The sequence below is a fragment of the Psychrobacter sp. H27 genome, from assembly GCF_059072655.1.
The window spans coordinates 1-24,734 of the sequence record NZ_JCACRX010000002.1; the positions used below are offsets into that span (position 1 = coordinate 1).

Consider the following 24,734-nt stretch of genomic DNA (forward strand, 5'->3'; position numbering starts at 1 on the left):
GCATCAATGGTTGAAAATAAGGCGCTGCGTACCATCTTTTTTTGACTCACAAAGTTGGCTGAGATTGCTAAAAGCTCATCAAGTGCGTGATCATTGGCCGCATCACTATGCGTCTGACTCTTATTTTTAGGAATAGCGGGTTCAAGTTCAGCGGCAGGATCTACAAAGCGGATATTACTGAGCTCAATTCGCGCAAAGGGTTTACGCTTTTTATAATGTATTGTGACGCCGTTAACCTCTTGTTCATTGCTTTCTAGGTCAATACGTCCCTTGTCGTCATACTCAATTACCAGACCATTTTTTTCAATGTAAGCATTGATCTCATCAATCGTCTCGTTGTACTCATGAATCACTGAACGATTGCCTTTGAGAATATCCTTATATAGTGACTTACCCAGTTTCATTTTTGGTAAACGACTGATGCCCAGCTCACGGTAGGATTTCTCACTAATGGTTTTATTCTCAGGCAGTAGCTCATTGGCCATATCCGCCCAAAGGGTGCGTTGATATTTAAGTTCATCGCCGCGCCCGTTTAACCCCTTAGATAACCGCTCCTCCGTTGACCACTGCAACCAATTCTTGCGTGCTGATAAAGCATAACCCTTAACATCCGCTACTATCTCACGGCTTGAGAGTAAAATATGGGCATGAAAGTTACGACTGGTCAGCTCAACCACTTCAACCTCCCCCACATGTTTCTCGTGACTGTGGGGCCGATGAATGGCCACATCGACAAGCACGTTATAGCGATCAGATAAGGTTTGAGCGTAGCACTCGGCCAGAACTATACGCTGATCAGCGGTGATTCCATCAGGAAACATCACATCAATCTCAGTACCCAATTGCGCGTTTTTACGAGTCTCAATGCGTTCGATATCATTCCAAAAACCCTCACGTGTCACTGCTAGATCCCCAGCAAGAGTTGGCGTTAACAACGCCGTATGCACCACATTTTTCTCAATAACTTGCGTGTATTTAGTGCCATCACTGTCCACTAAGTTTAAGATTTTGTCTTTAGCTTTACTGGTATAATCGTGGACGACTCCTGACTGCTCATCAACCAGTTTTGAGCCAGAATTATAAGCCGACTTTGCCACCACACTATGATTTTTCGCCTTACTAACGGCGCTAACCGACAGATGAAACCCTTTATTATTCATAGCAAAAAAACCCAATATTGAGAGATGATTTTTTGGGGGTTGTAGGGGGTTCGCCCCCTGCCGAACTTAGGAGTTTATGTAAAAAAATAGCGCCCCTTGTGGGCATTTTTTACATAAACTCCTAAGTTCGCTCTTAACAGAGGGTTAAAATACTACTGCGCCCACGAAACGATGTGGTCTTGTGTATTTTACTACCTTGCATACCTGTGTATGTACTGCTAGGATCAACTCTATCATAGTTGGCTAAAAAAAAGATGAAGTAATGTCAGTAATATCAGATGATCTATTTGCAAATAAGATTAAGCAATTACAGGCTCTTAAAAAAGAGATTGATCAGGACAGGCTTGAAGCACATAAAATATTGGGGGAGTGGTTGGCCAACGCATTAGACGATGATGATAATCATGAACTGCAAGCTATTTTTTTAGACGCACACGATAATGAAAAGTATGTCCGTTTGAAAAAGCACCGTGAGTTTTTAAAGTCAATTGCTCATAAGATGCAAGGTGAGGCTAAGGTAACACTAAGCAACTTTACACCACCTAAAGACAGTCAGAATAGTAAGCACGGTTCATTGTTTGAGGATGATTCATTGGAGCAGTAGTAGCTAGGAATTGGATTATTAGCAGTACAGATGAATCGTCTGCTAATCAGCGAAAAGTTAGGAGGTTATTATTGGCCGTTTTAAGCGTTTTAAAATAGCTTTAGCTACCATCGTATCGAACAGAGCGTAGAACGCATATAAGAGTATTTTTTATGCGTTTTAGCAATGCTTTAAGATGTGTTTACAGATGTGTCGATAATGACTATTGAAAATGAAGACAAGTTATCTACAAAAAATGAGACTGATACTGAGAGTATGAAAACAGCGTTGGCCAGAATGACAGATGAAGACATTCAAAATATCTTTGACCGTGCTTTTGAAGATTTTCAAAGATCAAAGCTTAATCCGAACTATGAGAATAAAGATTGATACCGAGTAAATTGACCATAGCGTTTTGAGCTACTGAACAGTTCTATAAGTGATTGGTCGCTCATATTATCATCTCAAATCCGTCAGTTCTTGAGCTTTTTTCCTATTATTTAATATAAAAACATATTTTTTACTTTTAAAGATTTTTAAAGACTTTTAGGAAGCTCTCAGACCTTACCAGTTAAGGGCTTCAAGATCTATAAAGCTACAATCAGCTAGGTTAATGCTACAATCAGCTAGGTTAATGCTACAATCAGCTAGGTTAAAAGCTACAATCAGCAGGTATTATGCTACAATTAGATAGATTTGAGTATTAAGGCGTAGATATGACTAACCAAGTTGGTTTATATGAGAAGAAATACCCTGCAAATTGGGTTGTTATGCAAAATCGTATTCTACAAGCGTTTTATGAAATGACACTTGATGAAAAACGGTTGCTGTTGCTTGCTAGTTCAGTAGTGCGTTTGATAGATGCCACTGAAAAAGACACTATAGAGATAACCGCGAAAGCATTTGCAGAGGCTTGCAACATTCAAGTGGATTCTGCTTATACTCAATTAAAAGATGCTAGTGAAACGATGATGAGGCGATTTTTTAGCTATAGAAATGAACGCGGTAGCCGTGTCAATGTACAGTGGGTCATCAGATCAATATATGAAGATGGCTATGTGTCTCTATGTTTTACAGATGAAGTGCTACTGATGTTGAAGGTTTTTAATGAAAATAATCCATTCACTAAATATAAAAAAGAAGATGTACTTAAACTGAAGGGTGAATATTCAATAGATATATACCATCTGGCCAAAAAACATGAGGCAATGAGCTCGTGGACAATGTCACTTGAAGAAATTAGAGAGGAGCTAGCTCTTTCTAAATCTTACGAACGTATTAACAACCTAAAAAGTCGAGTCATCAACCCAAGCGTTGAAGAAATAACAGAAAAGTCAGATATTAAAATCACCTATGAAAACGTCAAACGTGGTCGTACCGTCACAGGACTAAAATTTAATGTAAAAGCTAAGCCCACCAAGAAAAAAAGTCTGGAGGACTTAAATCAGAATAATGAGAATAGAGATATACCATCCTTAACAGTCAAACAGATCGACCGTTTTGCGCCTCTATTGGCTAACTATGCCCCATTTGGTAGCTATGCGCCTTCAGGAAAAAGTACCCAAGAAGTGATCAGCTGGTTACACACTCAATTAAGAGATGAAGCTTTTTTAAAGACCCATAAAAAGCATTTGCTGGCGGTAGGTTATACGTTCCCTAAGCAAAAATCATAGCAAAGAAAAAAGAGTGATTAATCTGGTACTGTCTATACAAATGGTTTATATTATATGTACACAGATAAGCCATTTGTAATGCCATGACGACAACTAATTATAATATCAGGCTCGATCAAGAGCTAAAAGAAAATGCTTTTGCCGTGTTTGAAAGCTATGGTCTAACGCCGTCTCAAGCGATTAAATTGTTCTTGACCCAAGTGGCGCAAACCAATCAAGTACCGCTATCTTTTGAATACCAGAAAGTAACAGCTGTCAGTCAAGATGAATTGCTAATCTATAAAGAGCATACTGACAGAGAGAACAGATAAGTATTAGATTTGAATGGGATGAACAAAAAAAACACCAATCAGCGTAAGCACCGTTTATTATTTGAGGCAGCCGCCCGAGTTTTTCTAGACCTTTTATGCCTGCGTCAGCAAGACAGGTATGAAAATGATGAAAAGCAGTGGCAAGCGCTGGGTACAGTAGACGGTACCGCCGTCCTATTGGTAGCCCATACGCAAACAGAAATAGATAATGGTGAGGTTATACGCATTATCTCAGCTAGACGTGTCAAAAAAATGAAAGGGAGCCAGTGTGAACAAAGTTAGTTATCAAATAGACGAGCTACCACCACTAACGGCCAAGCAACAAGTAGATTTAGAGCATTTAGCAACGCTTAATGATGACGACATTGATCTATCAGACATTCCAGAAGTCACCGACTGGTCAGGTGTTAGCCGTGGCAGTATTAAACCATAAGCGTTCTTTACTGAGGCCAGTATCATTGCCAAATTTAAGGATAAAACCAAGCAAACAGGCGCTAATCATTAATAAATGATAGTAATGCGCTAGAAGAGTACTTAACTGATCGTTAGCCCTAATCTAATGATTGTGACCTCAAGATTACTTGAGGTTTTTTTAAGCCTTATATTGTAGTATGTTGTATATTGTATTATACTATATAAAAAATACTACAAACGCTACATATTTACTCATACAAAATTAAGGACAATAATTATGGCCATTACTACACAGCAAATTCATGCTATTGCTGATCAACTGCACGAACAAGGTATCAAACCTACTTTAGCCGAAGTGCGTAAGGCGCTGGGTGGTGGATCATTCACGACCATCAGTGAAGCTATGAAGTCTTGGCGTCAGGATAACCAACAAGAAGAGCAGCTAAGACAGGTTGAGCTACCAAGTGGTATCACTGAACGCTTACAAACGCTTGGTGCGGATATGTGGCAGACGGCCATTGATATTGCCAATGATCGTCTGGTTAAAGAACGGGAGGCTCTAGAGAGTATTAAGGCCAAGTCGCAAGCTGAGACAGATGAGGCTCAAGAAGCGGTTAAGACCCTAGAGAGTGAGCAGGCTGATTTGTTAGAACAGCTCGATGAGGTCACAGCAACTGCAGAGGCAACGGCTATCACCGCGGCTCAAGTGACTGCTGAACGGGATGTGCTGACACAGACACTCAGCGATACTCAGCACCAGCTAGAACTTGAACGAGCTAAAACAGTGGCAGCTCAGGCCCAACTTGGTGACCTGCGTAGCAGTTTTGATCAGCAATCAAAAGAGCTGAGTGCCAACATATCGAAGGTGGCCACGCTTGAAGCCACTGCTAATAGCGATAAAGCAGAGATCGCGCGTCTGCAAACAGAACTGACAGCAACTAAGGATGAGCTAAAGACAGTCGTTATTGAGCGCAACGAGATAACGAATCTTACAGCAGAAGTGAAAGGAGAGTTAAAGGCCATAATCGCTGAACGTGATAAGTTATCAGGGATTAATGAGCAGCTTACTCAAAAGCAAGCTAAGATTGAAGCAGATCATCAGCTACTGATTAAGCAACACGACACGTTAAATCATGAGAGAACTTTGCTTAGTACTGAGCACACTGCATTGAGTGAGCAGTATGATGAGCTTTCAATTAACTATCAATCAGAACAGGAAAAGAGTAGCTCATTGACTGCAGAGATTGAAAAGATGCGAGAGACAATTAACAATAAATAAGTCAATCCCGTTCTATTCACACTAAGCTTATGAATCCACCATGACAATATCGACTCACTGAATAAATGATGGTTGTATAATAAATATTCTAAATTTTTCTCTGAACTCTCATAGTATATAGCCTAGTGGGCTATATACTACTTAAATTAGCCTAAGTGAATTTATGCTGATTTTGGAGCCTTGAGCAGATTTCAAGGAACACTCACCCTAAAGCAATTATGAGTATAATAAAAATACTCACAAACACTTTAGTGCATTCCTTGAATTTGATGTGATTAGTCATGCCGACTTCATCGCCCATCGCGTCATCAAGACCGTATCACTGTATCAAGCTACGGCTGTTATGATTACGGCTGATAGCACCGCCTAGACACGCTCATAACCGCTACTGTGCTGTCATACGCTAGCAAGGGCGTTCGCCCAATATACCGCTACGATATGCACAAGTAACCACTCATTGCGTTGCTCTGATCCTTTGTCTAGTCACCCCTGTAGGGAGCTCACCCTTATGTCAAACGCAGTCGTCACCGAGGCCTGCCACCCATTTGACGGGTAACGGGTACAGAGAGAGCAGCACGAAAATGTAACGAGCGAACAAGCAGTTTTTAAAATGTATAGCAAATAGAGTTGATATGAAAGCAGATTTTGGATAAAATGCACCTATACGGGCATTTAATGCTGTTCAAATAACGCAGTCTGTGTGCTTATTTGTTCGTTACAGGGTGCGTCAACACACTGTAACCGTTATCTACATTTAAAACTAAATGCCTCTGGGAGTCAACTCCCAGAGGCATTTTTTTATTTGTCATACAGATTAGGTTTTTAATATCTGATTCTTCGTTAGATTGCTTAGGCTTTTCTTGTCGTCATTTAGCGTAAGCATTTCAATTATTTTGAAGTTAGCACTTAGTACATCCTCACAAGACGTTAAGTTTCTGACAATACTGGGATAGTTTACTATGAAGACCGGCTTAGTCGTCAGATGCAAGGTTTTACACGCGCTGTTAAGAAGCGGTAAATCATCTTTCTGAGAGAATACGATAATGAAAAGACAAACCTACACTCCTGAGATTAAAGAACGCGCCGTTCGTATGCTGATTGAAGCATTAAACGATTACACCTTTATGTGGTCATGTCATAAAAAGCACACTAATGAAACTATACTAACCAACATTCAAGACTAAGCTACACATACTAAAGAGCTTGAACATGAGAACAAGAAGCTTACGTAAGCCAGTTAGATTACAGTAAAATCCGCTTTTTTCGCCCAAGGAGAGATAGGACACACAATCAAGTTGTGGCTCAGTTTATTGATAAAAATAAGTGGGTCTACGGTATTAGAGCAATATTGACTGTGCAATATAGAAAATATGCAATAAACTTATTTTCTACCTTTAATAAAATGCAGCAACCTAAACAAGGGTAAATTATGAGTAATTCAGATAACCACAGTCATCAAGCTCCAGACCCTAAAAATATGAATAAAGCTTTTTATATTGGGATTGGTCTAAATTCTGCATTTACGCTCATCGAGTTTATAGTGGGCTACTCAACTAATTCATTAGCTTTAATCGCAGACGCTAGCCACAACTTAAGTGATGTTGCCAGTTTAATAATCTCGTTAATTGGAATGAAATTAGCACAGAAAGCATCTACTACGCTTTATACCTATGGCTACAAAAAAGCTTCTATAATGGCGTCTCTTATTAACGCCATATTGTTAGTTACAATCGTTATAGGTATTGCGTATGAGGCCTTGGGTCGATTTGATACGATACCGGAAGTTGCAGGAAAAGTTATTATTATTACAGCTCTAATAGGTGTATTTATAAATACTGTTTCTGCTTTTGCATTCTACAAAGGTCAAAAAGACGATATTAATGTCAAAGGTGCTTTCTTGCATCTAATGGTAGATGCATTGGTCTCTGTAGGTGTCGTTATCTCGGGCATTATTATTTACTATACAAGTTGGAATATCGTTGATCCTCTAGTTAGCTTGATTATTTCAGTCGTTATACTGTTATCGACTTGGGGTCTACTAAAAGAGAGTATCAAGCTTGCTATCGACGGAGTACCTCAAAATGTTGATCTCAGTAAAATCACTGCTATCTTAGAGAGCTATAATTTTATTCAAAACTTTCATCATTTACATATCTGGGCTTTGAGTACCACTGAGAATGCTCTTACAGTTCATATTGTACCGAAGACCGATATAACGTTTGAAGAGACTATTACTATGAAAGAAAACATCAAGGAAGATTTGGCGCATCAGAATATACAACATGCAACTATTGAATTTGGTACTAAGGCAGATGACAATCAAAAATCGCGTGCATTAAATGAAAGTATCAACTAAAAGATGATAGACCGTATATAGCTATCTCTTTTTAAGTATGAGGCGCGTGCCTTATGTCAACATAATTTTTTCAATCAGTTCTTATGTGATCAATAGTTTAAAACTTTTATATTTACGTGCGTTAGGACGTTACCTAGAAAAAATAAAAAACTTACGCTGATTAAATTATTATGATTAAGTTTACTATTACCCTCGTCTTCTAAGTGTGGTTAGACCTTTGCCAAAATAGCTTATTAGTAATAACAGGGTTATTATTATCAAGATAGGATAATTTCCCATAAGCATAAAGGGCGTGTTACCAACCCGTGCCTGTATCTCACCACGTAGTACAGTACGCTCAAACTGCGGTGCGCGTTTTACAATACGACCTTTATGGTTAATGATAGCGGTAACACCAGTATTGGTCGCTCGAATAAACCAGCGCCCGTTCTCAAGCGCGCGCATTTGTACCATTTGCAAATGTTGCAATGGTCCTGCTGAAGTGCCAAACCAGGCATCGTTAGAGACGGTCAACAAAAAGTCAGTATCGATGGCATTTTTACGCGTGGTATCTGGATAAGCTACCTCATAACAGATAGCCGTCCCTATATTGTGTTCACGCACCTTTAGCGGTGACTGCTGATCACTACCACGACTATAGCTCTTAATATCCTGACTACCGGCCAAACTTGGGAAAATATCGAGCACGCCTTCAAATGGAATATACTCTCCAAAAGGCACTAGACGCTGCTTCTTGTATAGGCCTTCCGCTTCTACACCTCGAGCAATCACGCTATTGTAAAATGGGGGATACTTATCCGTACTGGCATTGAATGCCGCTTTATCCTTATAAGGGATACCAGTTATCCATGTCGTATTGGTCGCATTGGCCATTTCTATCATTTCACTAATAAAGCCCGCAGCCTCATCCTGAAACATCGGAATAGATGATTCAGGCCACACCACCACATCACGTCCCCACTCAGTGCGCGTTAACTTCGCATAAATCTTTAGCGTTTCTACTTGATATTGCGTCAGCCACTTTATATCTTGTGAAATATTACCTTGAATCAATGACACTGACAGATCAGGTGTGCCCTTAGGTTTTGTCCATTGCGGATTGACCAGCCATAATGATGTGCTAATGGCTAATAACAGTACAGAAACGACGGCATAACTACTGCGTCGAAGCAGTAGCTCTACTAAACTTGCAGCCAATAGTATGGCAACAAAAGAGACGGCAAAAACACCAGCAACGGGTGCTAAGGACGATAACCAATACTCTTCAGTAAATGCATAACCAACAAACAGCCACGGAAAGCCTGTGAATAACCAAGTTTTTAACCATTCTTGTAGCACCCAAAGAGCAGCAAATGAAAAGGGTTGTTTGCCTACCATACGGTTAAAGACTAGTGCTAAAAATCCATGAAACAGTCCCATACCGAGACCCATCAATCCAATCATAATCAATGCGAGCCACGTTGGAGTATCGCTATAATCATGGATGGCAGTATAGAGCCAAAAGCCGCCGACGCACCATAGCCCCATACCGTAAGCTTCACCGATAATAAAAGCGCGACGACCACTCATATTTGGTACCAACAGCGCATATAAAATCGCTGGTGACACTATTGCTAGCGGCCAGAACCCATGAGGCGCTAGCGCAAATAAAAAAATAGCCCCTGCAAGCCATGCTGCTACTAGCGTAAACCATAGCGGTAATTGATTTGAGTGAGTACTCAAACGCTTTTGTAGATTAATAGTAGACAGGCGCATCGCAAATTATCCAAAATTATGAGTTTTGAATTTTTAGTCAAAATCCAAAACTCGGATAGACCTGTTAATACTACAGGCAGCATTTCAAAATGAAAACTGCTTATGATACCAGTCCGCACTGCTCAATGGATAAATTTACGTACTCCGTTTGATGGGTTATTATGCTACATTACCAAACGATATGAAGTGTTACTTGACCTTCTATAGCTCACAATATCTACAGTACATGAGAGAGCACTATGACCCCCTTAAAAATAAAATCCAGTCTTATATTCAATCGTTATCTGTCTAAGGGGTTGCGTAGTACGTTAGTATTACTTGCCGCCTCATCACTATTTGCTTGTAGCCAACCGAGTAGTGGCGTATCTGATGCAAGCACAACATCGGCATCAACTGAAGATGTAGTGACTGTTCCGAAGACAGCTGAACCAAACGTTATAAATACTCCTATGATGACATCAGTAAGTAAACCAGACCTACTAAAAAACGTCTCAGCCACTGTCTATAAAGATGCCAATTGCGGCTGCTGTAAAGAATGGATAAGTCATGCAGAAGATAATGGTCTAAGTGCAACCGCGCAAGATGTTGCGGACTTAGCCGTATTTAAAGAGCGCTACAGCGTTCCAAATGAAATGCGTTCTTGCCATACTGTAGTCACTACTGATGGTTACGTCTTTGAAGGTCATGTACCCGCTAAATATATGGCGCAGTTTTTAGAAAATCCGCCAGTACAAGCTATGGGTCTTGCCGTACCTGGCATGCCTGTTGGTAGCCCGGGTATGGAGTATCAAAATAAATTCATGCCCTATCAGGTTATGCAACTCAATAAAGACGGGACGACCCAAGTTTATGCTGATATTGAATCGGTAGAGCAGCAATTATAGTGTGTTAGCAGTTAAGAATACTTTGATTATAGTGTTAGCGTTAAAAGCGAATGAAGCAAGTATAAGACTGTTCTATTGCTTATAAAATGATTCTTCATCAAAAAATTCATTAGCTATTGCGACTTTAAAATTAAAAATAACTTTGAATTTGTAACTTTTGATGACAATGTAAGCGGATTTATCGGTTATTAACCCTTAAAATAGATAAATAACTAAGGGTTAATACAAGAATATACAGGATGTATCGAAACAATTACGTAATATTAAATAAGCCAGTAGGGAATTAACATCTATATCAATATTATAAATTATTATATTATCTTAATAATTAGTTAGACCCTATATAGGGTAATTACTTCATCCAATAGAAAAACGTCTGAGGGTTAAATCTAAATTATAGATTTAACCCTCAGACGTTTTTTTGCTTATAAAACAGTAGAAATTGTGGTCAATCTAGTCAGCTATATTCTGTACATGTTACACAAACTTACATTGTAAAATGTGGGATATTAGCAATTTTTTCGACATCAAAAAAGTATTTTTGGGGTTTTTAAGGGGGATGACAGGCTAAACAGCCTATGCTAAAGTCGGCTTTGTGTTTTGGTCAGCAGCTTGATTTGTAACAGCTTCGTAAGACTTCAATGAGCTGTGATCGCCAATAATCATTTTTTATATGAATAATATGCAGCAGAAGTATCAGTCACTATGACATATATATACTTGAGTTATTGAGATTTAATTGACTGCGCTGTTGTTGATAACAGACGATTTTGAATTAACCGTAGGTATTAGATTTATGAAACAGGCTTTATTGATTTTGTCAGTACTGGGTATGGGCATAGCACAAACGAGTGGTGCTGCTATCACAATCTCTCAAACAAATAATACCATCACCAATACTTCTGTGGCATCAAACTACGGTTCATCAAAAAACATCTATAGCACCAAAAGTGGTGCTTATGTTTCTAATAATGATGAAATTAGTCAAGCAATTAGCAACCTAAGTGCGCAGGCCAAGCAAAAAGAGAATCAGCTTTCATCATTAAACAGCCGCTTATACGCTGAAAAACAACAGCAGCAAGTCAATAAGGTTCCTGACAGCAATTCAGCCCCCGCTATCGCTGCTGCTCGCGCCTCAAAAGTGGCTTTATCTGGCAGCTCTGGATATTGTGCCCGTTACGTACGTAAAGCACTACAATCAGCTGGTTATGAATTTACACCCAATCCTTCAGCCTATCAGTACGCCACTCGTGGCACGCTTGATAAAGCAGGTTTTAGCAAAATCAGTAATGATATGCCAACCCAAGTAGGTGATGTTATTGTCTATGATCGCTCATCAAAGCGCCCGCATGGCCATATCCAAATATTTGATGGCGAAAATTGGATTTCTGATTTCCGTCAGAACAGCATCAGCCCATACAGTGGTGTCTATGCTTATACGACATGGCGCGATTCAAAATACGTGGATGACGCATCCGCATCAGATCGTAATATCTACCTTGCTATGAATGATAAATAAGACTTTCTAAGTCAGCACAACATAGTTGTTATTTCCTCCAACCCAGTAGTGATCTTAATATCATTGCTGGGTTTTTTTGTGCTTAACATCAGGGCGTATTTAACCTTTCATGATTTGATCCGTCAGAAATGAACACTACTGATATCATTACTCATGACAGGAGTTATCGACAAGCGCGTTTAAAATGCCACATGATGACGCTGGTGCACTACTTGCACATTTCTGGCGCAAAACGGTCAAGTGATGCTTTAAGTGCATCAATTCTTCCATTCGTATTTCTACAGCATAAATTTGCTTATCTAGTAATGAGTTCACATCGCCGCAGTCCTTGTCAGGCGACTCCCAGTATTCAAGTAAGATTCGCACATCATCTAAAGCCATATCGAGCGTACGGCAATGTAGGATAAATTGTAGACGCTCAATGTGCTCTTCATTATATAAACGATAATTCCCTTCGCTACGAGAAGGCTCGGGTAATAAACGCTCTTTTTCATAATAGCGAATGGTTTCTACTGTGGCACCTGTGCGTTTAGCGAGCTCACCAATTTTGATTGTCATAACAACCTCTATGATTTAAATAATTAAAGTGGCTGTAAAGACTAGCGCTAGAGAAATTAAAATTACGAAACTGTAGATAAATAACCTTGACTCTAAAGCCACTATAGGGTTCATAATATCATTATTCAAAGGGTAAATTATTATGAAATATCATATTGAAGGTATGGACTGTGCCAGTTGCATCGGCAAGATTGAAACAGCTTTGAAACGTATGCCTGGGGTTTCTGATGTTCAGCTGAATTTCGCTACAGAAACGCTAGAGCTAAATTTAGCCCCTGGTGCGCCGACTCAGGCTAGTGATATCGAAAAAACAATCAAAAGCCTAGGGTTCGGCATCTCTGCCAATACTGGTCAACAAACTGTATCGGCTATTGATATTGACAGCGACAATCAGATGGCTCCGCAGGATAAGCAATGGTGGCAAACTCAAAAAGGCAAACAGGTTGTTGGCCTCGGTATTTTGATGGGCAGCGCTTATGCACTGTCACTACTGTTGCCCGCTTATGGGATATGGGTGTTTGCCATCGCTGTGATTGTAGGCGTTTTTCCATTTGCGCGCAAAGCCTTAGCACTGGCTAAAACAGGTTCATTCTTTTCAATTGAAACGCTGATGTCCGTCGCCGTGCTTGGCGCACTTATCATTGGTGAAGCTGAAGAGGCCGCAGCAGTTGTCTTTTTGTTCTCAATCGGTGAACTGTTTGAGAGTATCGCTGCTGATCGCGCTCGCGCTGGCATCAGAGCCTTATCATCGCTGGTTCCGAAAAGTGCAATTTTACTTGATGCTCAAGGTGGGCAGCGTAACGTTCCAGCGACTTCATTACAAGTGAATGACCTTGTGCTGGTGCGTCCTGGAGATAGGGTATCTGCTGATGGTTCCATTGTTCAAGGTGCGTCCAGCCTTGATGATTCGCCCGTGACGGGAGAGTCTGTTCCTGTTGCCAAGACGATGGGTGACAATGTATTTGCAGGGTCAATTAACATCGATGGTGTGCTCCAAGTGCGCGTAGAAAAGACAGCCGCCGATAACACCATTTCGCGCATTATTGAGCTGGTAGAGCAAGCCCAAGCCTCCAAAGCACCCACTGCCCGTTTTATTGAGAAATTCAGTCGCTATTACACACCGGCAGTGATGGCTATTGCCGCCCTAATTATTATCATTCCACCGTTAGCCATGGGTGGAGATTGGTCGACTTGGTTGTATCGCGGTCTAGCACTGTTGCTGATTGCCTGTCCCTGTGCTCTTGTACTATCAACACCCGCTGCCATCGCCTCTGGTCTTGCTGTTGGTGCGCGCCGTGGCTTGCTGATCAAAGGCGGTAGTGCTTTAGAAACTATCGGCCAAGTGAAGACGGTCGCTTTTGACAAGACAGGCACTTTAACTGAAGGCAAACCACGCGTGACCGATGTTGTTGCCTTTACACAAGAGGACTCAAGTATTCAAGGTCAGAATTCTCAAGGTCAAGATGAGATATTGGCACTTTTTGCCAGTGTGGAGACTGGTTCTAGTCACCCACTTGCTGAAGCCATTGTCAGCCATGCTGAAGCCGCTAAAGTTGTTATACCTGTGGCTTCCAAAGCTTCTGCTACTGCGGGTAAAGCGGTACACGCAACTGTCGCGGAGCGCGCGCTAGCTATCGGTTCGCCTGTTTACGCAGCCGATGAGGCATTGATTTCATCCACACAACAGGCGCAAATTGAGGCGCTGCAAAATGAGGGTAAGACCGTCTCTGTTCTTTTCGATGAGCAAAACCGTGAAGTGCTTGGATTAATCGCGCTAAGAGACGAATTACGAGACGACGCTCATGAAGGTGTGGCTCAGCTCAAAGCGATGGGTGTGCGCTCCGTCATGCTAACAGGCGACAACCGCTTAACCGCTCAAGCACTTGCCAGTAATTTAGACGTGGAATGGGAAGCTGAGCTGTTGCCTGAGGACAAACTGCGCCTGCTTAACGAGATGAAGAACAACCGCAAAATAGCGATGGTTGGTGATGGTATTAACGATGCGCCAGCGCTAGCAACTGCCGATGTTGGCATCGCGATGGGTGGTGGTACCGATGTGGCCATTGAGACGGCCGATATCGCATTATTAAAAAGTCGTGTTACGGATATGGCTCATCTCATCGCACTTTCACGTGCCACCATGCGCAACATTCATCAGAACGTCATTTTCGCTTTGGGTCTCAAAGGCGTCTTTCTGATCACGACCGTATTCGGCATTACTGGACTATGGATTGCGGTTCTAGCTGATGCTGGAGCAACAGTGCTCGTTACTCTTAATGCGTTACGTTTACTGCGCTTTAAGGGAGCGCCTCCACTGGTAAATCCGCCTAAAGTAGTTAAATAAAACCCTTCGAAATCAATTAAAAACTAGAGATAGCAGCAGATTTCGGGGGTGGGTTCTAATAATAAAAATTCCACCGCCACAGTAAACTGCAACCGCATTAGAGTAAATAAGGTTAGACCGTATGTTGATTACAGAATTGGGCTATTTTGCCTTGCTTACCGCTTTTGTATTGGCGTTATTGCAGGTAATTCTGCCAACTATTGGTGTTATTCATAACCAAGTTGCTTGGCAACGACTAGCCCCTAGCTTAGCTTGGGCACAGTTTGCCGCCATGATAACGTCATTTGGCGCTTTGATAGCAGGTTTTTATTATAATGATTTTAGCCTCAGTTACGTCGCGCAGCATTCCAATACGCTGTTGCCTTGGTACTATAAGTTATCGGCGACATGGGGCGGACACGAGGGCTCTTTGCTGCTATGGATGACCATCATGGCCACATGGTGTGCACTGGTATCATACTTTAGTCGCGGCTTGCCGTTATCAATGCGTGCGCGGGTATTAGTTATTTTGGCCGGTGTACAGTTAATGATGCTAACGATGCTGATATTTACCTCGTCACCGTTTGAGCGTACCTTACCCAATCTAGCGGTCGATGGCGCTGATTTAAATCCTGTCCTACAAGATTTCGGTCTGATTATTCATCCGCCCATGTTATATATGGGCTATGTGGGTATGGTAGTACCTTTTGCATTTTGTATGGCGGCATTGTGGGAAGGGCGTTTAGATGCTGCTTGGACACGCTGGTCACGTCCATGGGCGCTCGCGGCTTGGGGGTTTTTGACCATTGGTATTGCACTGGGCTCGTGGTGGGCCTACTACGAGCTTGGCTGGGGCGGTTGGTGGTTTTGGGATCCGGTAGAGAATGCCTCGTTTATGCCTTGGCTTGTCGGCTTAGCATTGCTGCATTCATTAGCAGTCACTGAAAAGCGCGGGGTGTTTAAAGCATGGACCATTATGCTGGCTATTTTCGCCTTTGCCTTAAGCTTGCTTGGCACGTTCCTGGTACGCTCTGGAGTCCTTACCTCAGTGCATTCGTTTGCCGCTGATCCGACGCGTGGTTTGGTTATCTTAGCTATTCTTGGCATTATCATCGGTAGTGGTCTATTAATGTTTGCCGTTCGAGGTTGGCGTTTAACCGTTGAAAGTCAATATCAGCTGATTTCACGTGAGTCCTTTTTAGTGATCAACAACGCCATCATTTTGATTGCAACCTTAGTGGTGCTGCTCGGCACCCTTTACCCTATTATCGCTGATGCCTTTGGTTTAGGACAAGTGTCCGTTGGCCCTCCTTATTTTAATGCATTATTTGTACCTTTAACGTGGCTGTTATTAATAGCTATGGGTATGGGCTCAAATATTCGCTGGAAAAAAGACACCCGTCCACTACTGGGTATAGGCATGGTCATCGCCGTTAGTAGCTTAGTATTAGCTGCCATTATTACTTACTTTGTTAATCCATCGTCTATGCTTAATATTGGTGTGACTTTAGCCGTTAGCTTTTGGGCACTGCTATGGATGGCAGTTGATTTTAAAGATAAAACTAAGAATGCGCCTAATCTTTTTAACGGTTTGCGGCAGTTGCGTCTGAGCTATTGGGGTCAACAGACTGCTCATATTGGCGTATTGGTTGCTGTCATTGGCATAGCCTTTACTAGTAGCCTGAGTATTGAGCGTGACGTAGCAATGGGTATTGGCGATACAGTCAATGTTCAAGGTTACGATTTTGAAGTAACTGAATTTTTTGAAATAAAGGGTAGTAACTTTGATGCAACGCAAGCGCAAGTCGTGGTATCCAAAGACGGTCGTGAAGTGGCGAAACTGACTCCAGAAAAGCGTACTTATATTATCAGCACGATGCCAACGACTGAAGCCGCTATTGACCCCAGTCTTATGCGCGATGTTTATGTCGCACTGGGCGAACCTATTGCCGATGGTAGTAACCAATGGGCATTAAGGATTTATGTAAAACCATTAATTCGCTGGATTTGGTTAGGGGCAATTATCATGGCTCTAGGTGGATTAATTAGCATGCTTGATAAACGATACCGCATCAAAAAAGTTAAAGCTCCGTTGCTAGTTACTGGTAGTTTGGCTACTGATGGAGTCAATGAGGTAGCTATTGAACAGGCAATCTCAGCATCGACGATGTCGACATTAAAGGAGAAATAAATGACTATGTCGAATAATACTCCTGAGCAAAAAGATAGCCAAAACAGTAAGCAGCGTAACCCAAAGACAATGAAAAAAAAGCAGACGAAGCTATGGTTCTTAGTTCCGCTTATCCTCTTTTTTGGTTTGGTAGTTATATTGTACATGCGCTTAGGTAAACCAACAGACATTGTGACCAATACCGCTCTTGAGCGTCCGGTTCCTACCTTTGAGCTGCCGGTATTAGCAGATACTACCCGTACTATCACCAATGATAATTTGCCGGATAAGCCGTTCTTACTTAATGTTTGGGGCTCATGGTGTCCAACTTGCGTTATTGAGCATCCGTTTTTAATGCAACTAGAAGAGCGCGGCGTTGATATCGTTGGTGTGAATTATAAGGATGAGATTGGTAATGCGCTCAGTTACTTAAACCGAGGCGGTGATCCATTTTCTATGTCTATTCAGGATTCATTGGGTCAGTTTGCTCTAGACTTAGGCATAACTGGTGCGCCCGAAACCTTTGTTGTGGATGGAGATGGCATCATTCGTCAGCATATTGTTGGTGAGATTAATGAAGCCAATTGGCAACAGCGTGTTAAGCCGTGCCTGACCGTACTTAATGAGGCTAATAAGAACAACGATAGCCCTGATCTCATTCAGGTTGAGGAGATGTGCAAATGAACGTTACTCGAATAAGAGCTCCTCAAATAAAACTCAATATAATTTTAAAACTAGCAAGCTTAATACTAGCGTGTCTGCTTAACATGACGGCAAACGCAGCTATTGACGTATACGATTTTGATTCACCACAGCAAGAAGCTCAGTATCGTGGATTAATAGAAGAGTTTCGCTGCCCAAAATGCCAAAATCAAAACCTTGCAGCCTCTGATGCACCGATTGCACAGGATCTAAAGCAAAAAGTCTATGATTTAATTAAAGATAGACGTAGTGATGCTGAAATACGCGCCTATATGCAAGAGCGCTACGGTGACTTTATTAGCTACAAGCCGCCTATGCGACCATCGACATGGATCCTATGGTTTTTTCCACCACTATTATTGCTCGTCTTAATTGTTGGTTGGTTTTGGCAAAGTAAACGCCGCCAAGTTGTCGCCCGTGGCCAAAACGGCGTTACAGTGAACAGTACTGCTGCCTTGACCTCTGCGGAAAAGGCTGAGCTTGATCGTCTATTATCGCAAGCTGAGAATGTCGACCACGATATTACTAGCATAGAGGACAAAAAATGACTCTATTTTCTACTTTTGGCTTATTTGTAGCTCTAAGCTTGCTGATTGCTCTTATATTTGCGCTAATTGCTATTATGCCATGGCTACGAGCACCGCGTTTGCAGTCCAAACCAATAGACAATCAACTGCTAGATATTAATGTTGCAGTATTTCGCGAACGTTTAGCTGAGCTACAAACAGATAAATACAGCGGTACTATTAATAATAGCCATTATCAAAATCAAAAGCTGGAACTGGAGCGTCAGCTATTAGATGCGCAGCGTCAGATAACACCTATGGTCACCCCTGATGTCAAAAGCCGTTTAATTGTCGCAGCTTGGATCCCAATATTGGCTGCAATGGCGTACTTACTAATAGGCAATCGTACGCCCGTGTTTGATTTGTGGACAAGCGAGGACAAAGTAGGACAAGTGGCTGATGACCTATTGACGGCTAAGATTGATAAGCCACCAAAGTGGGCGACTGAAAACGGTCGTCAGTTGATTAGCGCTATGCAGACCAACGTCCATCGTAACGCTGATGATCCTAATCGCTGGATGCGCCTATCTGAACTTTTCTTATCGATGGAGGCGACTGACTCTGCGTTAGAAGCCTTATCGCGTGCCTATCGTTTAGCACCTGATAACGAGGAGATTGCTACTACTTATGCTCAGACTAGTTTTTTTGTTAATGAAGGTCAGTTAGACGCCAATATTCGCCGTCTATTACAAGCTATATTAGCTAAGAATCCGCAGCATGAACGGGCTCAAATGCTCATGGCAATGGGTGAGACTCGTAGTAGTAACTTTGCCCAAGCGCAAGGTTGGATTAAACGCTTACAAGGCAGCATTGTGGCCAAACCAGGTGATCATACTAAAGCTTTAGCAAGCTTAGATGAGTTAAGCAACTACGTTAGCACGCAAGAAAAGCAAGCGCTAGAAGGTATTGACGTGACAGTGAAAATTAACGCTAATTTATTACCGTTAGTGAAAGCTGATGATGTGTTGTTTGTTGCGATACGTGACGTTAAAGGAGGTCCACCGTTTGCCGCCAAACGTTTACCCATTAGTATTATCAAGCAAGGTGAGGCTAGTATCCGCTTAAGTAATCTTGATGCGATGATGCCAGATCGCACGTTAAATTCAGCTCGTAGTGACAAAACTCAGTTAGCAGTCGTTGCTCGTATTAGTCATAGCGGTAATGCCATAGCAGAATCAGGCGACTTATCGGGTAATCCTATAATGATTAGCGTTGAACAGACTCAGGTTAATGTTGAAATCAATCAACAGATTCCCTAATAAAAAATTATTACCGTAAGTTTCATAAAACCAGAGCGGTAAGTGGAGCCGTTTATGAAAGTGGCGCGATTAATAATTGTATACCAAAAACATATACGTTTAACATTGTTCATTGTATAAACATAGATAAAGAAAACAACTATGACTGAATCTACCGACAGATTAGATAGTACTAAATTGAATAGCGTTGAATCGGCTAGTACTAATATTGCTGACAATAAAGTACCTATAGCTGTGAGTAGTACTCATCAATCGATTGACTCTAAAACCATGAATCATACGCCTAAAGCTATGTACGTGACTTCAGGCAACTCAATAACACCTAAAGGTAAGTTGGACAAAATGCCAAAAATGGTTGCCAATGGCAGTCGCGCTTTTATCTGGTATTTGTTGGCGATAATGGTATTAATACTTGATCAATGGACTAAGTGGTTGGCCCAAACCACATTAGCGTTCAATGACCCCGTACCGGTCATTGAACCATTTCTCAACTGGACACTCGCTTATAACTATGGGGCAGCATTTAGCTTTTTAGCCGACGCTGGCGGTTGGCAGAAATGGTTTTTCTCAGGCTTAGCTTTTGTAATGGCTATCTTTTTAACGGTTTATTTAATCAAAGCGCCACGTGCAGCCAAGCTATTATCTATGGGGTTGGCCTTAATGCTTGGTGGTGCGATTGGCAACTTAATCGATCGTTTAAGAATTGGTAAAGTGGTTGACTTTATCCATGTGCATTATGCTGATGTATGGAATTATCCTATTTTCAATGTTGCAGATATAGGTGTCTGTGTCGGTGTCGCATTGATTATAATTGACATGATATTTTTAGAAAGTAAGCGTAATAAATAAGCACATTGATGCCGATTATCACAAACAAAATGAACTAGCGTCGTAGTCACTCTATACGGAAACATACTTTTTATACTTGAGTATGTTTATAAAATGTGAACTGGAAGATAATGTATGACTGGTATAGGTACTCACTCATTTTAGGTCTTAAAACTCAATACTTAAAAGCTCTGCGTAGAGCCATTATTATAGAGACATTGAATAATCCATAAATTCTTTATTGATCATAACAAAAGGAAAATACAGTGTCACAGGCTCAGCCAACTATTGAAAAAATTCACAGCCTTAGAAAAAAACAAGAGACAGCGTTAAAAAGTCTTACCCTTATAGGCTATCTAGAAGGCACCTCTTTCTTATTATTGCTCTTCATCGCCATGCCACTAAAATATATGATGGACATTCCAGAAGGTGTGAAATACATCGGTATGGCACACGGTATGTTGTTTATTACCTATATCATAATACTTATAGGCTCAGCTATCAAAATAAAAATGCCTCTTTGGGCAATACCTGCGGGCGTACTCGGCTCACTCTTACCTTTTGGCCCATTTATATTCGATCATTTACTAAAAAAGAACTTGCAGGAAAATGCAAGTAAAGAAGCCTAGAACAAGCTCTGCTACAAATGCCACAAACGTATCTTATTACTCAAGATTATTTTTCCTAACTAAATCACAAGCCGCCATCACTCATCATGGCGACAAATGAATAACATTGAGCAGAAATTAATCACAATAAAACTTTAATTCAGACCAAGTATGAATAGCCTCACACTCCAGTTACTTTTCGAACTTATCTTACATACTATCGACAAACCCGTCTTGTTTAAAAGCTAAACAGGTTTTGTCATTCGCGATGGCTTTCCTGTTATCGTAGGGTATACCCCAAGGGAACCATCTAAAAGGCATCAAAAACCGATTAATAGACGACTTATAACAGACTATTGTACGTGTTTATGTTTATCAGAGCGTGTCTACGAGCGTCTACCAAAGAATAAGATGCCAAGCGTACCAAAAACGAGCTTATACAGTTTGCTACTGATCATGATCACAAAATTGCCGCCTTCTATGTCGAAAACGAATCAGGCGCAACTTTAATACGTCCACAGTTAATGTAAGTGATCGATGATGCCTATGAAGGCGATATAATTTTGGTAGAGCAGATTGACCGCTTAGCACGTTTAAACCAAGCTAATTGGGATACTCTCAAAAGAATGCTATTAGAAAAGAATCTGGGGTAGTATCAAAAGAGCTACCGACCTCATATATGACGCCTCAATCTGAGAGCAGCACTGAATTTATGAGCAGCGTATTACAGTCCATTAATTCGATGATGCTTGATATGCTCGCTGCTATTGCTAGAAAGGACTATAAAGATCGACATAACCGTCAGGTGCAAGGTATTGCTCATGCTAAGACAGAAGGTAAATATTTAGGGCGTAGGAAAGATACCGAAAAGCGTAAGATTATTGCTAGCCTCCTAAAATCTGGGCATAGCTATTCTGAAATACAAGCTACAGCTAAGTGTTCGCGTCAGCTGATAGCTGTTATAGCTAAACAAATACTCAAATACTCAAATACTCAAATACTCAAATACTCAAATACTCAAATACTCAAATACTCAAATTTTAGGAGCTGTAATAATTCTTGTCAAACAAAAGTAATCTGTTATCAAAGTTCCTTTAACATATTCTATTTTTAGTAGTTTATTAGCTTGAATAGGGTCAAGAAAAATATTGATTACTTTTCAGGCTACGGTATTTTCGCCGAATCGTTTTACAAACGAATCATCATTGGAACGATAATATTGAGACTAGCTTGAGCTTGATTATCAAGGCAGACTTTCCTGCGTATAGCAGGGTTCGTCTAACTATTCAAACCATCTGCTTCATCTTTAAAGGTCTCTACAACGATAGAGAAAATATCGTCCCAAACCTCATCATTTGCCAAAAACGGATAATCCTTCAGTAGCTTATTACTTTTAGCACCCTTATTTTGTAGCATGCTGCGAATGATTCTATCGGCATAGCTGTTGGGCATCTCAACAATCTCTTTTATCGCCAGTCGTGCATGGTCATGCTTTCTTAGGTACTGTGACTCGTTATGCATCTCTTTTTCAATAACATGAGCAATCAGTCCTGATAAGTACTGAACGTGAGGCGTTAGATCCATGAAGCGCCATGCAGGTTGAATCAGGTGAGTATTTCCAAAATTTAAGTTTGAGCGAATACCATCAGGGTAGGTAACTGCCTGTTTATCAAAGCTGTAATGATCACGGATTTGCTTCATGAGCGGCACAGAGACACGGTCTAAAATCTTATCATAGGCATGCCGGTCTGAGGGATGCTCGGCAATGGCTTGTGATATAGGTAGGATAATCGGCTCATGAATGACCTGGTCTCGCCTGAGGACGTCATTAATTAAAAAGCGATGTACACGGCCATTGCCATCCGCCAGCGGATGAATATATACAAAGGCAAAGGAGGCAACCGCACTACGCATCAGTGCTGATTGTCCCTCAGTCTTTTCCATAAATACCTGTAATCCTTCTAACTTATCAGCAATGTCATCAGCTGGTGGAGCAATATAATGCACAATTTCTTTAAAGCCATTGACCTGAGTATGCGACACAAAAACTGGTGATTGACGGACACCATACTGCTGGATAACCGTTTTGCTACCGAGTATCTCTTGTTGCAACTCTGCTAGTGATTCAGGATCAAGCGGAATGTCACCGGTGCCGGTACGCCGTGCCATCACATCGGCAAAACGTTCAATGCGTTTTAACTCTTTTCCCTCACCTTCTATAGTAAAGCTGGCTTTACTCTCTCGTAGGGTCATCCATACGGAGGCGCGCATCAGTAAGTCTTGCCCAAATTCATCGTTAAGTTTGTCAACCATTGTGGCAATATCGAGTGCAGCTGCTTGCGTAAAGGCCTCTGTTTTTACCAGCATCGGACAGAAATGACGGGTTCCTGCTAGATTGTCATTGATACGCCAGCGAGCGTTCTTGATGACCTGCGAAGGACTTGAAGTAACCAACTTCTTGGTATCCAAAGCATCCACATAGTTACCGCCTATATTACTCGGTACCTCTAAATGCTTATCCATGAGCCACTCATACAAGAAAGCCATTCTACGGGCATAGCTGCCTGTCGGCTCAGCGTTTACCCATGCTTGCACGTCATTTGCCCCTATCTGCTCAAATAGACGAACCAGTAACTCTAAATTCAGTACTTCATGACGCATGTGAAACTGTAAGTGCGCAATGATAGTGTCCAGTGGACGTGCGGTTTCCTGATAAGCGTTATGAATGACGTCACCGTCTTTATAGGTTTGTCTGCGCCCACCGATACTACTGCTGACATATAAAGGCGAAACCAGCTCTATGCTGGCATAACGGACAAGCCATGCTGCGCCAATAGGATCTGAGATAGGGGTATTCATCATGAGTGGCTCAAGCGATTATAGATAAGCCATTTTGCGCAAAAACAATTATGAATGCAATATAATGATTATTATAAAGCCTTATTGCATTAAAACGATTTTCTTATGACGTTGCGATGCCTTTAAATCAAGACCAAAGGTCACGTTGAGTCGATATTTAAAATACCTCAGCTATTGACCTGCTTTAAGACACGATAAACGGTAGCTACGCCAACACCAACCGCCTTAGCGATCTCTTCTTTTGTCATATTGTTTTGACTAGCCAATGCTTTAATACGATTGTGTTTTGCGGTATTGGCTTTCTTACCAGTGGGTTTATAGCCACTGTTGGCCAATCCTTGTTTAATGCGCTCTCTACGCTTGTCATTATCAAGCTTTGCCATGGTCGCTAATAAATCGATCAGCATATCGTTAATCACTTTTAGGATCTCACCTGTCATACCGTCACTCATCGTATGTGTGGTTGGTAGATCAGCCACCACCAATCGTAAGCCCTTATCTTTAATACGCTGCTTTAGAATCGAAAAATCATCTTGAGATAGTCTGCTTAATCTATCCACGCTTTCAACCAATAAAATATCGCCTTGCTCGGCGTCCTTTAGCAACTTAGCTAAGATTGGTCTATCGAGCTTTGTACCACTGAAGTGCTCAACGTAATCAACATAGCTATCACCATAGCGGCTACTGAAGGCAACCAAATCTATTAATGCTCTAGTAGCGTCTTGATCCTTAGTGCTGGCTCTCACATAAATACGAACGGTCATAATACCTCTTTGTATCAGTTAGACTTAATAATTGATGTTCATTGATAATAGCAAGATATTACTATCATTTAATATCAAATAAAAGTCAAATGATAGATAGGTTATCGTTTAGAAGTTTTATGTTTTGGGTATAGGTTAATGGTAGACCGCTTAGCACTTTTAA

At 41.3% G+C, this 24,734-nt stretch carries 22 protein-coding genes; 17 read left to right on the forward strand and 5 right to left on the reverse strand.

Features of this window, described 5'->3' with window-relative positions; all coding sequences use genetic code 11:
- A partial coding sequence (locus AC5JPY_RS12945) for a MobA/MobL family protein (protein WP_493852744.1) occupies positions 1 to 1,160 on the reverse strand: 1,160 nt, incomplete at its 3' end.
- A gap of 262 nt (positions 1,161 to 1,422) precedes the next feature.
- Between AC5JPY_RS12945 and AC5JPY_RS12950 the strand changes: the two genes are divergently transcribed.
- The 8 genes from AC5JPY_RS12950 (at position 1,423) to AC5JPY_RS12985 (ending at position 7,776) form a co-directional block, all read left to right on the forward strand.
- The gene (locus tag AC5JPY_RS12950; RefSeq protein WP_201555265.1) at positions 1,423 to 1,764 is read left to right on the forward strand and encodes a hypothetical protein; all 342 of its coding nucleotides are present in this window, start codon (positions 1,423 to 1,425) and stop codon (positions 1,762 to 1,764) included.
- 198 nt (positions 1,765 to 1,962) lie between these two features.
- The gene (locus AC5JPY_RS12955) at positions 1,963 to 2,133 is read left to right on the forward strand and encodes a hypothetical protein (RefSeq protein ID WP_162799535.1); all 171 of its coding nucleotides are present in this window, start codon (positions 1,963 to 1,965) and stop codon (positions 2,131 to 2,133) included.
- Between the two features lie 326 nt (positions 2,134 to 2,459).
- Positions 2,460 to 3,416 carry a replication initiation protein gene (locus tag AC5JPY_RS12960; protein ID WP_493844505.1) on the forward strand — a complete coding sequence of 319 codons (957 nt, stop codon included), beginning with the start codon at positions 2,460 to 2,462 and terminating at the stop codon, positions 3,414 to 3,416.
- Between the two features lie 83 nt (positions 3,417 to 3,499).
- Positions 3,500 to 3,727 carry a type II toxin-antitoxin system RelB/DinJ family antitoxin gene (locus AC5JPY_RS12965; protein ID WP_114701935.1) on the forward strand — a complete coding sequence of 76 codons (228 nt, stop codon included), beginning with the start codon at positions 3,500 to 3,502 and terminating at the stop codon, positions 3,725 to 3,727.
- 18 nt (positions 3,728 to 3,745) lie between these two features.
- Positions 3,746 to 4,009 carry a BrnT family toxin gene (locus AC5JPY_RS12970; RefSeq protein ID WP_226949371.1) on the forward strand — a complete coding sequence of 88 codons (264 nt, stop codon included), beginning with the start codon at positions 3,746 to 3,748 and terminating at the stop codon, positions 4,007 to 4,009.
- Complete coding sequence (locus AC5JPY_RS12975) at positions 3,996 to 4,160, forward strand: hypothetical protein (RefSeq protein ID WP_156410068.1); 165 nt, start codon at positions 3,996 to 3,998, stop codon at positions 4,158 to 4,160. Before AC5JPY_RS12970 ends, AC5JPY_RS12975 begins: the two co-directional genes overlap by 14 nt.
- A 258-nt stretch (positions 4,161 to 4,418) precedes the next feature.
- On the forward strand, positions 4,419 to 5,420 hold the full coding sequence (locus AC5JPY_RS12980; protein WP_114701934.1) for a DNA-binding protein: 1,002 nt from the start codon (positions 4,419 to 4,421) through the stop codon (positions 5,418 to 5,420).
- A 1,429-nt stretch (positions 5,421 to 6,849) separates the two neighbouring features.
- Entirely contained in the window at positions 6,850 to 7,776 is a 927-nt protein-coding gene (locus tag AC5JPY_RS12985) for a cation diffusion facilitator family transporter (protein ID WP_114701933.1), read from the forward strand.
- 186 nt (positions 7,777 to 7,962) lie between these two features.
- On the opposite strand, the gene lnt is transcribed toward AC5JPY_RS12985, so the two are convergent.
- On the reverse strand, positions 7,963 to 9,531 hold the full coding sequence (gene lnt, locus AC5JPY_RS12990) for an apolipoprotein N-acyltransferase (RefSeq protein ID WP_068039556.1): 1,569 nt from the start codon (positions 9,529 to 9,531) through the stop codon (positions 7,963 to 7,965).
- Between the two features lie 239 nt (positions 9,532 to 9,770).
- Here lnt and AC5JPY_RS12995 point away from each other — a divergent pair, with 239 nt between their 5' ends.
- Together AC5JPY_RS12995 and AC5JPY_RS13000 are read left to right on the forward strand one after the other, a co-directional pair.
- Positions 9,771 to 10,415 (forward strand): DUF411 domain-containing protein, encoded by a 645-nt coding sequence (locus tag AC5JPY_RS12995; RefSeq protein WP_082787298.1) that lies wholly within the window; start codon positions 9,771 to 9,773, stop codon positions 10,413 to 10,415.
- Positions 10,416 to 11,211: 796 nt separating this feature from the next.
- The gene (locus AC5JPY_RS13000; protein WP_057758750.1) at positions 11,212 to 11,934 is read left to right on the forward strand and encodes a CHAP domain-containing protein; all 723 of its coding nucleotides are present in this window, start codon (positions 11,212 to 11,214) and stop codon (positions 11,932 to 11,934) included.
- A gap of 147 nt (positions 11,935 to 12,081) precedes the next feature.
- On the opposite strand, the gene cadR is transcribed toward AC5JPY_RS13000, so the two are convergent.
- A complete protein-coding gene (cadR, locus tag AC5JPY_RS13005) occupies positions 12,082 to 12,492 on the reverse strand; it encodes a Cd(II)/Pb(II)-responsive transcriptional regulator (RefSeq protein ID WP_493844494.1) in 411 nt (136 codons plus the stop codon).
- Positions 12,493 to 12,634: 142 nt separating this feature from the next.
- On the opposite strand from cadR, the gene AC5JPY_RS13010 reads away from it, so the two are divergent.
- The 7 genes from AC5JPY_RS13010 to AC5JPY_RS13040 all read left to right on the forward strand — a co-directional run bounded on the left by AC5JPY_RS13010 (position 12,635) and on the right by AC5JPY_RS13040 (position 20,969).
- Entirely contained in the window at positions 12,635 to 14,836 is a 2,202-nt protein-coding gene (locus tag AC5JPY_RS13010) for a heavy metal translocating P-type ATPase (RefSeq protein WP_102083145.1), read from the forward strand.
- A 121-nt stretch (positions 14,837 to 14,957) separates the two neighbouring features.
- On the forward strand, positions 14,958 to 17,006 hold the full coding sequence (locus tag AC5JPY_RS13015) for a heme lyase CcmF/NrfE family subunit (protein ID WP_114701930.1): 2,049 nt from the start codon (positions 14,958 to 14,960) through the stop codon (positions 17,004 to 17,006).
- A gap of 69 nt (positions 17,007 to 17,075) precedes the next feature.
- Complete coding sequence (locus AC5JPY_RS13020) at positions 17,076 to 17,669, forward strand: DsbE family thiol:disulfide interchange protein (RefSeq protein ID WP_493844506.1); 594 nt, start codon at positions 17,076 to 17,078, stop codon at positions 17,667 to 17,669.
- Between the two features lie 83 nt (positions 17,670 to 17,752).
- Complete coding sequence (locus tag AC5JPY_RS13025) at positions 17,753 to 18,235, forward strand: cytochrome c-type biogenesis protein (RefSeq protein ID WP_371532842.1); 483 nt, start codon at positions 17,753 to 17,755, stop codon at positions 18,233 to 18,235.
- Entirely contained in the window at positions 18,232 to 19,512 is a 1,281-nt protein-coding gene (gene ccmI / locus AC5JPY_RS13030; protein ID WP_493844495.1) for a c-type cytochrome biogenesis protein CcmI, read from the forward strand. Before AC5JPY_RS13025 ends, ccmI begins: the two co-directional genes overlap by 4 nt.
- A gap of 141 nt (positions 19,513 to 19,653) precedes the next feature.
- Positions 19,654 to 20,361, forward strand: coding sequence for a signal peptidase II (gene lspA / locus AC5JPY_RS13035; RefSeq protein ID WP_114701927.1), 708 nt, complete (start codon positions 19,654 to 19,656; stop codon positions 20,359 to 20,361).
- Positions 20,362 to 20,606: 245 nt separating this feature from the next.
- The gene (locus tag AC5JPY_RS13040; RefSeq protein WP_493844496.1) at positions 20,607 to 20,969 is read left to right on the forward strand and encodes a DUF3817 domain-containing protein; all 363 of its coding nucleotides are present in this window, start codon (positions 20,607 to 20,609) and stop codon (positions 20,967 to 20,969) included.
- A 1,257-nt stretch (positions 20,970 to 22,226) separates the two neighbouring features.
- Here AC5JPY_RS13040 and AC5JPY_RS13045 read toward each other — a convergent pair.
- Both AC5JPY_RS13045 and AC5JPY_RS13050 read right to left on the reverse strand, forming a co-directional pair.
- Positions 22,227 to 23,810 carry a Fic family protein gene (locus AC5JPY_RS13045; protein WP_114701979.1) on the reverse strand — a complete coding sequence of 528 codons (1,584 nt, stop codon included), beginning with the start codon at positions 23,808 to 23,810 and terminating at the stop codon, positions 22,227 to 22,229.
- A 164-nt stretch (positions 23,811 to 23,974) separates the two neighbouring features.
- The gene (locus AC5JPY_RS13050; RefSeq protein ID WP_114701980.1) at positions 23,975 to 24,571 is read right to left on the reverse strand and encodes a recombinase family protein; all 597 of its coding nucleotides are present in this window, start codon (positions 24,569 to 24,571) and stop codon (positions 23,975 to 23,977) included.
- Positions 24,572 to 24,734 lie beyond the last annotated feature (163 nt).

What these genes read in the sequence shown, in the direction of transcription:
- AC5JPY_RS13000 (WP_057758750.1), top strand. Translation starts at nt 11,212, where the DNA reads ATGAAACAGGCTTTATTGATTTTGTCAGTACTGGGTATGGGCATAGCA.
- AC5JPY_RS12970 (WP_226949371.1), top strand. Translation starts at nt 3,746, where the DNA reads ATGAACAAAAAAAACACCAATCAGCGTAAGCACCGTTTATTATTTGAG.
- AC5JPY_RS13015 (WP_114701930.1), top strand. Translation starts at nt 14,958, where the DNA reads ATGTTGATTACAGAATTGGGCTATTTTGCCTTGCTTACCGCTTTTGTA.
- AC5JPY_RS12980 (WP_114701934.1), top strand. Translation starts at nt 4,419, where the DNA reads ATGGCCATTACTACACAGCAAATTCATGCTATTGCTGATCAACTGCAC.
- AC5JPY_RS12960 (WP_493844505.1), top strand. Translation starts at nt 2,460, where the DNA reads ATGACTAACCAAGTTGGTTTATATGAGAAGAAATACCCTGCAAATTGG.
- AC5JPY_RS12995 (WP_082787298.1), top strand. Translation starts at nt 9,771, where the DNA reads ATGACCCCCTTAAAAATAAAATCCAGTCTTATATTCAATCGTTATCTG.
- AC5JPY_RS12985 (WP_114701933.1), top strand. Translation starts at nt 6,850, where the DNA reads ATGAGTAATTCAGATAACCACAGTCATCAAGCTCCAGACCCTAAAAAT.
- AC5JPY_RS13050 (WP_114701980.1), bottom strand. Translation starts at nt 24,571, where the DNA reads ATGACCGTTCGTATTTATGTGAGAGCCAGCACTAAGGATCAAGACGCT.
- AC5JPY_RS12950 (WP_201555265.1), top strand. Translation starts at nt 1,423, where the DNA reads ATGTCAGTAATATCAGATGATCTATTTGCAAATAAGATTAAGCAATTA.
- ccmI (WP_493844495.1), top strand. Translation starts at nt 18,232, where the DNA reads ATGACTCTATTTTCTACTTTTGGCTTATTTGTAGCTCTAAGCTTGCTG.
- lspA (WP_114701927.1), top strand. Translation starts at nt 19,654, where the DNA reads ATGACTGAATCTACCGACAGATTAGATAGTACTAAATTGAATAGCGTT.
- AC5JPY_RS13020 (WP_493844506.1), top strand. Translation starts at nt 17,076, where the DNA reads ATGAAAAAAAAGCAGACGAAGCTATGGTTCTTAGTTCCGCTTATCCTC.
- AC5JPY_RS13025 (WP_371532842.1), top strand. Translation starts at nt 17,753, where the DNA reads ATGACGGCAAACGCAGCTATTGACGTATACGATTTTGATTCACCACAG.
- cadR (WP_493844494.1), bottom strand. Translation starts at nt 12,492, where the DNA reads ATGACAATCAAAATTGGTGAGCTCGCTAAACGCACAGGTGCCACAGTA.
- AC5JPY_RS13045 (WP_114701979.1), bottom strand. Translation starts at nt 23,810, where the DNA reads ATGATGAATACCCCTATCTCAGATCCTATTGGCGCAGCATGGCTTGTC.
- AC5JPY_RS12955 (WP_162799535.1), top strand. Translation starts at nt 1,963, where the DNA reads ATGACTATTGAAAATGAAGACAAGTTATCTACAAAAAATGAGACTGAT.
- AC5JPY_RS13010 (WP_102083145.1), top strand. Translation starts at nt 12,635, where the DNA reads ATGAAATATCATATTGAAGGTATGGACTGTGCCAGTTGCATCGGCAAG.
- AC5JPY_RS12965 (WP_114701935.1), top strand. Translation starts at nt 3,500, where the DNA reads ATGACGACAACTAATTATAATATCAGGCTCGATCAAGAGCTAAAAGAA.
- lnt (WP_068039556.1), bottom strand. Translation starts at nt 9,531, where the DNA reads ATGCGCCTGTCTACTATTAATCTACAAAAGCGTTTGAGTACTCACTCA.